Source organism: Gammaproteobacteria bacterium, from assembly GCA_013001575.1.
Taxonomy (GTDB): Bacteria; Pseudomonadota; Gammaproteobacteria; order Steroidobacterales; family JABDMI01; genus JABDMI01.
The window spans coordinates 1-12,266 of sequence record JABDMI010000094.1 but is presented as its reverse complement, the minus strand read 5'-3'; the positions used below and the strand labels follow the sequence as shown (position 1 = coordinate 12,266).

Genomic DNA, 12,266 nt, shown 5'->3' with positions numbered 1-12,266 from the left:
AAAGTGCTCAGCACCGAACCAGTTTCACCGTTCGCTGTTGCGTCAAGGGGACTATGCTTGTCCATAGAACGTTGCATAACTGAAGGCAGTAATTTTTTTATTTCAGTACGTTTCATAGAAAATTCAGTGCCTGAGTATCTATATCCTAATTGACATTAAATTGAATTTAGAAATGACGGCGTGGCTCCTGTGTTATTTTTTCATCCGTTATTCTGTTATAAAGATAGCTGATTATTATCTTGGCAGTATTATATTACACCTACGGATAAACCGATAACAAACTTGACGCTAAGGTGACAAATCTCTACTATTGCCATCTTGTTCACATCTGGACAAGCCAAAACCTAGCTTTCAACTGATATCAGTTGACGCTGGATACCTTAACGACGCACTCGTAGCTCAGCTGGATAGAGTACTCGGCTACGAACCGAGCGGTCGGAGGTTCGAATCCTTCCAGGCGCGCCATTACATCTAAGCCTCGACTTTAGTCGAGGCTTTTTTGTTAATAGCGCCGAAGGATAAGAACCTCAGGTTCGATCCGAGGAGTTTGCGTAGCAAACCCGACAGACGTTGGAGCGGAGCGACGACGAGTAAGCTTGCTTACGGTCAATCCTTCCAGGGCCGTTCTCGTACATCCCTGTACTCCACGGCATTTGTACGTCCAGTACATCACGCGCCATTACATCTAAGCCTCGACTATAGTCGAGGCTTTTTTGTTTATAGCGCCGAAGGCTGAGACAAATTCATCGGGAATGAATTTGAACAGAGAGGGAACTGACTCTGGCCCGGAGGGCGAGGTGCAGGGATAGTGCCGAGTAACCTTGAGCTTGAAGAATCCGGTAAGTACAGAGATCAGTTGTGTTCGAACCCGCAGTTCCAGCATTGGCTGAATTGTTTTTCAATTTTTTCACCACACTCGGCGCAAACCCAATCGCTGCGTTTGGTTTCTGCCTGCAAGAATTCCTGAATGAGTTGTTTAGCGCGTTGCGCATCTTGTTCATGAAAAACATGTAATTCATTCTTGATCGCAATTGGCGGTACTTCGCCACCGGCTGCTCCGGATCCGATACTGCTTTCACCTTTATGCATACAATCAATGCCGTGCTCGATCAGGTATGCGCGTATCTGGTCGAGTTGTACGAAATTATCTGCGGTGAAAACTTTATGCATGAGTCATTACCTTGGAATAACCTAGGATCAAGAAAATAAGCTAAAGCTTACATGGGCTCCATGACATTGGCAATTTCCTGGATCAGTACCGTGATCCCGGACAGATCAGCGCCTTTGGAGTCGCGCATGGAACGAATAATCGAGTCCAGATGCTGGACGCGTTCGCCGTGCAGTCCTAACCATTGGGTTAGTTGTTTTTTCTTGGCGGTTACCGGAAAGCCCAAAACATTATTTGTGATCACACGATGCAATTCATAAGCGTGGTCACGCAAACTGTTGCGCGCCATGGCTTGCCAACGGCCCTTGGCCTTGAGTTTTACAATCTGCTGATGCAGCCAGTTTAAATGTAAGGCCTCGCCCACGTCGTAATACATTCTGGCGACGTCTTTGACTTCAATTTCCCGATCCAAAGCAACACTTACAATATCCAGAGCAGTTTGCATAAAACTGTTACTGGTTATGCGCTTGGCAACCCTGTCATTCAACCCAAGTGAGGAAATATGGTCTCGGTATTTTTTGAAACGTTTTTTCTGTGACTTGTCCAGATTCTTGTGAAAATGAATATACAGTTCACTCACGCCGTCCTTAAATTTATCAATGCTGGCCTGAATGTCAGTTTGTTCATTGATCTCTTGTGCCATCCAGCGTGTAGCGTGCTTGAGCAAATTGGTGGAATCGATGTACATGCGATACTGTTCTTTGGCTGGAATTTTGCCGTCGAGGTTTTCAATCTGTTGCCAGATATCTTTAGAATCAAAAACATCACGCGCAATAATATAGGCTTTCACAATGACCGAGATGCGGTTTCCGGTCTCATCGTGTAAGCGTTGTATAAACGCGGGACCCATGCGATTGATCAGATTATTGGCGATCTGGTTTGCGATAATCTCGCGACCCAGACGGTGTTTTGGCATTAGATCAGAGTATTTTTCTTTCAGAATTTTGGGGAAATAGCCACGCAATTCGTGTTGTGCGTAGTCTTCATCAACCAGATCGGAAGCCAGTAATTCATTGTATAGATCTATTTTGCTGTATGACAATATTGTGGCGATTTCAGCCCGGGTCAGGCCTTTTTTGTTGTTTTTGAGTCTTTCATCGATCTCGATCTCATTGGGTAAAAATTCAATTTCGCGATTGAGCAAACCTCGTTGTTCAAGATCCCGGATCACCCGCATGTACTCGTCGGTGCGCTCGATACTGCGGCTCTCCAAAACCGAGAGCGCCAGTGATTGCAGATAGTTGTTACGCAACACCAGATTGGCGACATCACTGGTCATTTTTGCCAATATCGAATTGCGTTTCTCTTCGCCGAGTTCACCCGCATTGATCACCTGATTCAATAAGATCTTGATATTGACCTCGTGATCGGAACAGTCCACGCCTCCGGCGTTGTCGATAAAGTCGGTACTGATGTGTCCGCCGTTCAAGGCAAATTCAATACGGGATTTATGCGTAAAACCCAGGTTGCCGCCTTCGCCGATCACTTTGCATTGTAATTCGCTAGCGTTGACACGTACGCTGTCGTTAGCGCGATCACCCACTTCGGTGTGGCTTTCTTGAGTGGCTTTCACATAAGTGCCGATGCCACCATTCCAGAGTAATTCCACTCTGGATTTCAAGATTGCTTGAATAACTTCAGTGGGTGAGGCCTTGTCTTTTGCCAGATCCAGCATGGCTTGAATCTGTGGACTTAAAGGAATTTCTTTAGCGGTACGCGAAAATACGCCGCCACCTTTCGAGATCAGCTTTTTGTCATAATCAGTCCAGGACGAACGGGGTAGATCAAATAAGCGCTGACGCTCATTAAAACTCTTTTCTATGTCCGGGTCGGGGTCCAGAAAAATATGAATATGGTTAAAGGCTGCAAGCAGACGAATGTGTGGCGATAACAACATGCCGTTACCAAACACGTCACCCGCCATGTCGCCGATGCCGGCAACGGTGAATTCTTGCGATTGGATATCTTTTCCCAGTTCGAGAAAATGGCGTTTAACCGATTCCCACGCTCCGCGTGCCGTAATACCCATTTTTTTGTGGTCATAACCAACCGAGCCACCCGAGGCGAAAGCATCACTAAGCCAAAAGTCGTATTCGGCGGCAACTTCGTTTGCGGTGTCAGAAAAAGTTGCGGTGCCCTTGTCGGCAGCAACCACCAGATACGGGTCATCGGGATCTTTACGAATAACATTGGGAGGTGCGATGACCTTGTCTTCCGAATAGTTGTCACTTATATCGAGCAAGCCGCGGATAAAGTCTTTGTAACATTCACGCCCTTGCTCAAACATGCGTTCGCGATCACCGCTAACCGGGTTACGCACCACAAAGCCGCCTTTCGCACCCACGGGGACGATCACGGAGTTTTTGACCATTTGGGCCTTCATCAGGCCTAATACTTCGGTGCGGAAATCTTCAGGGCGATCGGACCAACGCAAACCACCACGCGCGATCGATCCACCGCGTAAATGCACACCTTCCACATGCGGTGAATAAACCCAGATCTCATAGCGGGGCAGTGGCAATGGCAATTCAGGGATCTTGCGGGGATCGAGTTTGAATGAAATATAGGATTTGTGATCGCCTTGTTCATTGGTTTGGAAAAAACTCGTGCGTAATGTGGCTTTTTGTACATCGAAAAAAGCTCGCAATATACGGTCTTTATCCAGACTGGTTACCAGGTTCAATTCCCGAATGACTTCGCGTTGTGCGCTGCCAACCAGTTTACTGCGTTTCCCCTTATCAATTGCCGGGTCAAACTGCATGGCAAATAGTCTGTATAGTTGGCGTACATACTCCGGATGTTCCAACAAGACTTGCATCATGTACAAACTTGAATACGGCAAACTGGTTTGGCGTAAATAACGTAAATACGCTCTGATCACCGATACTTCACGCCATTCCAGCCCAGCATCGGTCACCAGTGAATTGAGTCGATCATTTTCGGCATGACCACGCCAGATTGCCGCAAAAGTTTTGTGGAATGCTTCACGCAGGGCGCCGGTATTAACTTCGTCACCATGTTTATGTACCAGTTCAATATCCTGAATCCAGATATAAGCATCATCTTTCAAGCGCAATTGATAAGGTCTTTCACTGATAGCGCGAAAACCCATGTTTTCCAACATTGGCAGAGCATCAGATAAGGGAATTGGATATTCGTAATGGAAAATTTTAAAACGCAAACTTGAAGCTGGAAAGTTTACCGGACGATACAAGCTTAACTTGATATCGTGAAGATCGTTTTTCAAAGTGTGCAGTCGCTCAATATCATGACTGGCTTCATAGACTGATACATCTTCGCGGTAGGCATTAGGAAATGAGTTTGCATAGCGATAGATCAAGGCTTCGGCCTGGGCCAATTCCATACGCTTGCTTAATTCAACCATTACGGCTTCTTCATAAGGTCGTGCAGCTTCTCGAATTTTTTGTTCAACTGCTTTACGATGAAAAACGATTTTTTCATTGGATGGCGTCCAGATCACACAATACACGCGCGCTAAACTGGAAGTGGAAATATGCACGTCAGATTCGACTTTGTTGCCTTTTACCGCTGCCTTTAGAATTGTTTCGATCTTTTCACGAACCTGGGTATTGTAATAATCACGCGGGACATAGATCTGGAACGAGAAAAATCGTCGGAAGGCATCGCGTCGCACAAATAACTTAACCCGGCGACGTTCCTGTAATTGCACTAAGCCTAGGGTGTTGTCCAAAAGTTCACGCACCGTGCTTTGCATCAATTCATCGCGAGGATAGTTTTCCAGGATGTGTAACAAGGCTTTGCCTACGTGTGAGCGCGGACGAATTCCGGACATCTGTATGACTTTATCAACTTTTTGTCGTAACAGCGGGATATATCTTGGGCTACGGTTGTAAGCGACTGATGAATACAGCCCCAAAAAGCGTTTTTCACCTACCACTTTGCCGTCTTTGCCATACACCTTGATTCCAATGTAATCCAAATGACTGTCACGATGAATATTGGAACGTGAATTTGCTTTGGTCAGTATTAACATGCCACGTTGGCGAATTTGCTTTTGCGCTTCTTCGCTGTTGATCGGAGTTTGGTAGGATTTTGGCGAGTTTTGTTTACGCAAAATACCCAAGCCGGATTTGGCATTGGCTTTTAGTTCTATCAGACCGTTGTTTTCAATCAGTTTATATTCACGATAGCCCAGAAATATAAAATGATCATCAATCAGCCATTGTAAAAAGCGTTTGGCCTCTTCAGCGTCTTCTTTTTTTAAGGAACTTGCAACCGGATGATCGCTTGAGACCACATCTTGCATAGCATCGCGCATGGCGTGCCAGTCAGTAACCGCGAATCGCAGGTCTTGCATCGCAGTGCAAATATTTTTCTCAATTGTATCGAGTTTATCTTGTTCAAGTTCCGGGCCAAATTCAATAAACACAAATGATTCATGCTGCAAGTTACTGTTGTTCTCGGGCAATTGAGTCAGGTCATCGATATAAAAGTCTTTGAGAATGTCCTGCTCATTCCGGGAAACCGTGAAGCGTGGATGAATCGTGAGATTAATGTTGTAACCCAGACGTTCCAGCACCAAAGCCACAGAATCCACGTTAAAGGGGCGATCGGGCAAGACCAATTGCAAATAACTGCGTTCTGCTTCCCAGCCATGCGAATCTTTGCTGGCATGGAAAACATCAATCTTGATTTCGTCTTGAGGGCGTTGTTGTGCGAGTTTCCAGTGATTAGCCGCAATTGCGCAGAGTTCAAGAGCCTCCCGTTCGCGAATATCTTCAGGAGCAAGGTCTTGAAAATACCACTCGATGAACTGCTTGAAACGGCTCAGTTTCTTGCCTTTGTGGAAATTATTGGCACACTCGAGAATCTGTTCGAGTTGCTTGCTATGCCGCTCATTTTGACTGATTGCCATAATGGTCTCGCTTGTTACTTAGAGTTATTAAATCAGTTTATCTAACGCTTGAGTAATCGCCATCGTAATTGCCATTTAAAACAGCCCGCCGAAATGTTCAACGAGCTGTTCACAGGATAGTACATGTATACACTTGCAGTCTATGCCTAGAATGGTTTTTCCAGGTCTTTGATCATGGCTGCCAGAAAACGACAGGCCTCACCACCTGTGATACAGCGGTGATCAAAGGTCAAGGATAATGGTAATCGTTTGTGAACCTCGATGCCGCCCATTACTGCAACCACATCATGGCGTAGTCCGCCCGTACCCAAAATGCAAACCATTGGCGGTACGATGACCGGAGTCGCATAGCGCCCGGCGAGCATGCCAAAATTCGATAAGGTAATAGTTGGTTTGGCCATTTGCGCAGGCGACACGCTGCGATTGCGGGTCGCCACTTTTATTTCATTCAAGTCAGCGCGTAACTGTTGCAGATTCTTGCTTTCCACAGAGCGTAAAACCGGCACGATCAAACCATCGGGTGTATCCACTGCCATGGCCACATCGATGTGTTGATGCAGGGTTCGGGTCCCATTGTCGGCATTAAACCAGGCGTTGAGTTCAGGTGCGGCAAAGGCTCCAGCGGTTAATGCACGCAGTACTCTGGCCGTAATGTCCTGACCGGGAAGCCAGTAATGAATGTCGGCGTCGTCAAACAATGTACATTGTGAAACCTGATCACGAGATGCACTCATGCTCAAATTCATGGCGCGCCGCGGTCCGCGTAAACGTTCCGCCTCTCCAAAGTTCACATCCGTTTGTTGGCGTTGCAATAATCCGCTTTGGGGTAAATGGCTCGGGGCATTACCACTTGCCAAAACGTCTTGCGGACGACTGGCAAAGGCGCGCAGATCAGACTGGGTGACTTGACCGAATTTGCCGCTGGGGGGTACTTGCGACAAGTCAATGCCTTGTTGTTTGGCGGCCAGGCGCACCGACGGGGTGGCTTTGAATTTACCGTGGGCTGAAGCTGGTTGAGATTGAGTAACGCTGAAGTTACTTGCTGTGGCTTGTTTGCGCTCGCGTCGCCGCTTGCTCCCTATCCTCACTTTTTCCACCAACTCGGCATCGCTGGTCTGCATTTTGCCAACCACGGTGCCGCTGTCTTCTTCAATGTCCACGGTTTTGATCTCGACGTCTGTAGTCGGGGAAGCATTTGCTGTCTCATCAATTTGTTCGCCATCACCAGAGCTTACGCCTGGGCCTTCCACAGTAAAGTCGACCAGGGCTGCATGGGTTTTAACAATGTCGCCTTCTTGTGCGTAGAGTTTTTTGATTGAGCCGGCGTACGGGGAGGGCACATCCACTACGGCCTTTGCGGTTTCAACCGACACCATCAATTGATCCACACTGACCGAATCGCCCTCGGCCACATGCCAGGTCACGATCTCGGCTTCCGGTAATCCTTCCCCCAGATCCGGCAACTTAAATGTTTTGGTACTCATACACTCGACTCCAGAGTTTCTTTCACCGCATTAGTGATGCGCCATACGCTAGGCATGTAATCCATTTCCTGTTTGAACAAGGGCATGACAGTATCGTAACCGGTGACCCGTTGAATGGGCGCGCGCAGGTCAAAAATACCTTTTTCAGCCACGATTGCAGCGATTTCGGCACCCACGCCACAAGTTTTAGCGGCTTCGTGAACGATCACCAGACGTCCGGTTTTTTCAATCGATTCCAGAATGGTGTCTTCGTCAATCGGACTAATGGTTGCCAGGTCAATGACTTCGGCATGGATCCCTTCTGCGGCCAATTGATCGGCGGCTTGCAAAGTTTCATGAGTCATCGCACCCCAGGTAACCAGGGTAACGTCATCGCCTTCCCGCAAGGTGTAACAAAGATCCAAAGGTAAAGCTTCACCGTTATCCACCACGGTTTGTTTTTGCATACGATAAATGCGTTTCGGTTCCAGAAACAAGACCGGGTCGGGATCGCGTAACGACGCCAGCATCAATCCATAGGCGCGTTGCGGTGAGGAGGGAATGACCACGCGAATTCCCGGGATATGCGCAAACAAGGCCTCGGTACTTTCCGAATGACATTCCGGTGCATGAATACCGCCGCCATAAGGCGCACGTATGGTCATCGGGCAACTCAGACGACCGCGGGTACGGTGCCGCATGCGTCCGGCGTGATTCAAGATTTGGTCAAAGGCCGGATAGATAAAACCCATGAACTGAAATTCCGGTACCGGGATCAAGCCCTGGGTGGCCATGCCAATGGATAAACCCGCGATCATGCCTTCGGCCAGGGGGGTATCGATGACACGCTCTTTGCCAAAGCGTTGTTGCAGTCCGGCTGTAGCACGAAACACACCGCCGTTTACGCCGATGTCCTCGCCCAGTAATACGACACGATCGTCGTGTTCAATTTCGTAGGCCAAGGCCATGGTCACCGCTTCGATCAATGTGATCTTGTGGCTTTTGTGTTCGGGAGTACTCATTAGTGATGCCCCCCAACGCGGTGTTTGGCGGCTTCAATGGCTATGTCTTTTTGTTCTTGTAAAGACAAGGGCAGTTCAGCAAACATGTAATCGAACATATCCGCAATAGCGGGTTGGCCGAGGTTCAGATAATTTTCAACCGCGATATCCACCTTGTCGGCGCATTCTTTTAACAAGGCTTGCTCTTTTTCTTCGTTCCAGGCGCCTGTGTCCATTAAGTAATTTCGTATGCGGATCAGAGGTTCGGTTTTCCAGGCGTTCTCGACTTCATCATTTTTTCGATAACGCGACGCGTCATCGGCCGTGGTGTGATCGGACAAACGATACGTGACGGTTTCTATCAAGGTCGGACCATCGCCATTGCGCGCCCGCTCGAGAGCGTCTTCCATCACTTTTCGTACCGCTATCACATCATTTCCATCAACCTGGACGCCGGGTATACCGGCGGCAACTGCTTTTTGGGCAATGGTCTGGGTTGCGGTTTGAATTTCAAGCGGAACTGAAATTGCCCATTTGTTATTGACCACAACAAACACCATTGGCAGTTTCCAGACTCCGGCCACATTCATGGCTTCGTAAAAAGCACCTTCGGAGGTGCCACCGTCGCCAATTGCGGTTACCGCACAGCGCGCCTCTTTGCGATATTTGAACGCGGTTGCCGCCCCTGCAGCGTGCAAACATTGAGTAGCGATTGGAACCGCCCAGGCAAAATCATTCGGGGCATTCTCATACACATTACCGCGTTCGTCACCGCCCCAGTACGTGAGAACGTTCTCGAGTTTCACTCCACGCCAGAATTGTGTGCCGTAGTCGCGATAGTAAGGTGCATACACATCTTCATCACGCATCGCTGCGCCCACGCCCACGTGCGAAGCTTCATGCCCCAGGCATGATGCATAGGTACCGAGTTTTCCGGTGCGCTGTAAATTAATGGCTTTGGTATCAAAAACCCGGGTCAGGGTCATGAGTCGATACATTTTGATGAGTTCTTCAGGATCTTTGGCAAAGGCAGGCAGGTCGGTATTGACCAATTTACCCTCAGTGTCCAGAAATTGATGATGTTCAATCGTAAAACTTGCGACTTTGGTCACGCTTGTCTCCAGTCAGAGTGTAATTCTGGTTATACTGCTTAAAAAACAGGCAAAATGATTACATAAGAAACTAATTATATCGCAAACAATTGTTTTAATTGTCCTTAACTGTGTCTGTTGTTGTTGCGATTGATCCTGATTATAAGCCTAATTGCCAAAAGCCAGTACAATTGCACCACAGCCCAACAAAAATTAATCAGGCGATACCCGAATCTATGAAAGAACGCAAACTCGAACCCGGAATCCACACTGATCTAGAACGCAGTATGAGTTACAGCGACTATCTGGGTCTGGATCAAATTCTTACTGCACAACGACCACTCAGTGAGCCGGAACATCACGACGAAATGTTGTTTTTGATCATGCATCAAACCGCTGAGTTGTGGTTTAAACAGATCTTGCATGAAGTGCATGCGGCTATACGTCATTTGCAGCAGGATGCCCTGGAACCGTGTTTGAAAATTCTGTCGCGGGTCAAATTAATTCAACAAATCCTGTTTGAGCAGTGGGGCATTCTTGCAACTCTAACACCCACCGAGTACGCCGAGTTTCGACACGTGCTCGGCAATGCCTCCGGTTTTCAGTCTCCGCTTTACCGTGAACTTGAATTTGTCATGGGCAATAAAAACGCCAGCTACCTGAATGTGTACAAAAGTAATCAAAAAGTTGCTACACATCTTTCCGGTGTTTTACATCAACCGAGTTTGTACGATGAATTTCAACTCTACTTAAAACGCCAGGGCTTTCCGATCGATGCGCAACATTTGCAACGTAATTGGGCAGATGCCTACGAAGCGCATGACAGCGTGACCAAAAGTTTCAAGCTGGTGTATGAAGATTCCAAAAAATACTGGGATGCTTATGCGATGTGCGAAAAACTTGTGGATGTGGAAGAGTCATTCCAGCTTTGGCGTTTCCGCCACATGAAAACGGTTGAACGCATCATCGGTTTCAAACAAGGTACGGGGGGCTCGTCCGGGGTCAACTTTTTGAAAAAAGCCCTGGACCTGAAATTTTTTCCAGAGCTTATTGCAGTGCGAACCGATATTGGCTGATCAGGCCAGGCGGGCTTTCAAGGTCTTGCGATAGCGGCTTAGATCACGAACACTTTCAAACGACTCATCCAGCAAGCCCGAAAGTTTTCTTAATATGGCCTGAGAGACTTTTTGTTGCCATTCCAGACCAAATTTAATTTGCTCATCCAGCCAGTGTTCCATCCATTCGGGGTCTGGCAGTTTGGATTGCACAGTATCCAGCGGAAACATCGATTTGTTGACGTGAATGTTGGTTGGATGCATGGCGCGTGAAGTTTTGATGTTAGCCATGAGCACGCCCATTTTTGCAAACGAGGCGCGCGCGGTATCACCCATTTTCTCAACCGCACGTTTCATGTAACGCATGTAACAAGAAGCGTGTCTGGCTTCATCTGCAGACAGGGTTGAATATATTTGTTTGATTACCGGTTCGTCATGCCATTGTGAGGCGCAACGATACCAATTGGTTAAACGGATCTCGCCACAAAAATGCATCATTAGTGTATCGAGTGCAGGCGCTTGGTCAAAATTGAATCGCACTGCGTGCAATTCCTCTTCTGTTGGTGCCAGTTCGGGTCTGAAGCGTCTAAGATATTCCATCATTACCAGTGAATGTTTTTGTTCTTCGTAAAACCAGATTGACATAAACGCTGAAAAATCAGAGTCGTCCTGGTTGTCGCGCAAAAACATTTCGGTAGCGGGTAAGGCGGACCATTCGGTTATGGCGTTGTATTTGATGCTTAGGGCTTGCTCGTCGCTCAGTTTACTGGCATCAAAATTTTCCCATTTGATGTCGGTATCCATATTCCAGCGACTGCGTTCCAGCGATTTGTAAAGTTCAGGATAAAGCATGTTACACCTCGATTCTATAATGTCCGTTTACTAGTGAAATTTCAATTTCGATCTATTTTTCCAAAACCGTGAAAAGTTTTTGCGTAATGCGTTCCAGGTCATTCAAGTCTTTAGAACTTAACTGGTCTATAAAGTGATATTCATAATTGATCGCTTTGGGAATGATCTCGTCAAACACTTCCTGACCCAGTGGGCTCAAGCGCAAGCTTTGGCGTCTTCGGTCATCCGGGTCGGATTTGCGTTCAATAAATCCACGTTCCAGGAGTTTTTTTACATTGCGACTTATCGCCACTTTATCGATGGCTGTGTATTTAACGATCTCGGTCGCAGTGCAGTTCTCAAAATTTCCCAGAATAGCCATGATGCGCCATTCTGTGATGCTAAGTGCATATTTTTCCTGGTAAATTTCAGCAATGCCCTGAGAAATACGATTGCTCAAAATGGACAATCGATACGGCAAAAAATTACTCAAATTGAAATGCGGGGCTTTTTTCATGGGTTTTTCCGTTCAGTGGCTTTAAATTTTTACGGGTTGACCGCATCTAAAGTGTATAAAAAACCAGCTATTTTCCTTGCAATTAGTTACATATGAAACTATAAAGTGAGTATACAGTATAAATTTAATCATAAACACATCGCGGTTGCAGCATTTCTTGAATGTGCCAGATCGACTACAGGGATGTGAACTTACCCAGAGGATTTAATCATGTCATCGCTAAATATGCAAAAGACATCCACA

The 12,266-nt window shown here is 47.0% G+C and carries 8 protein-coding genes; 1 reads left to right on the top strand and 7 read right to left on the bottom strand.

The window, feature by feature from the left end:
- Positions 1-852 precede the first annotated feature (852 nt).
- The 5 genes from HKN88_07955 to pdhA form a co-directional block, all read right to left on the bottom strand.
- Positions 853-1,170, bottom strand: a complete 318-nt coding sequence (locus HKN88_07955) for a DUF2007 domain-containing protein (GenBank protein ID NNC97993.1) — start codon at positions 1,168-1,170, stop codon at positions 853-855.
- 47 nt (positions 1,171-1,217) lie between these two features.
- A complete protein-coding gene (locus tag HKN88_07950; GenBank protein NNC97992.1) occupies positions 1,218-6,065 on the bottom strand; it encodes an NAD-glutamate dehydrogenase in 4,848 nt (1,615 codons plus the stop codon).
- A 146-nt stretch (positions 6,066-6,211) separates the two neighbouring features.
- Positions 6,212-7,549 carry a 2-oxo acid dehydrogenase subunit E2 gene (locus HKN88_07945; protein ID NNC97991.1) on the bottom strand — a complete coding sequence of 446 codons (1,338 nt, stop codon included), beginning with the start codon at positions 7,547-7,549 and terminating at the stop codon, positions 6,212-6,214.
- On the bottom strand, positions 7,546-8,550 hold the full coding sequence (locus HKN88_07940; protein NNC97990.1) for an alpha-ketoacid dehydrogenase subunit beta: 1,005 nt from the start codon (positions 8,548-8,550) through the stop codon (positions 7,546-7,548). Before HKN88_07940 ends, HKN88_07945 begins: the two co-directional genes overlap by 4 nt.
- Positions 8,550-9,641 (bottom strand): pyruvate dehydrogenase (acetyl-transferring) E1 component subunit alpha, encoded by a 1,092-nt coding sequence (gene pdhA / locus HKN88_07935; protein ID NNC97989.1) that lies wholly within the window; start codon positions 9,639-9,641, stop codon positions 8,550-8,552. The genes HKN88_07940 and pdhA overlap by 1 nt, the downstream gene beginning before the upstream one ends.
- A 215-nt stretch (positions 9,642-9,856) precedes the next feature.
- Between pdhA and HKN88_07930 the strand changes: the two genes are divergently transcribed.
- Complete coding sequence (locus tag HKN88_07930; GenBank protein ID NNC97988.1) at positions 9,857-10,696, top strand: tryptophan 2,3-dioxygenase; 840 nt, start codon at positions 9,857-9,859, stop codon at positions 10,694-10,696.
- On the opposite strand, the gene HKN88_07925 is transcribed toward HKN88_07930, so the two are convergent.
- Complete coding sequence (locus HKN88_07925) at positions 10,697-11,527, bottom strand: ferritin-like domain-containing protein (protein ID NNC97987.1); 831 nt, start codon at positions 11,525-11,527, stop codon at positions 10,697-10,699. It abuts the gene before it with no gap.
- A gap of 52 nt (positions 11,528-11,579) precedes the next feature.
- Positions 11,580-12,023 (bottom strand): MarR family transcriptional regulator, encoded by a 444-nt coding sequence (locus tag HKN88_07920; protein ID NNC97986.1) that lies wholly within the window; start codon positions 12,021-12,023, stop codon positions 11,580-11,582.
- Positions 12,024-12,266: the final 243 nt, after the last annotated feature.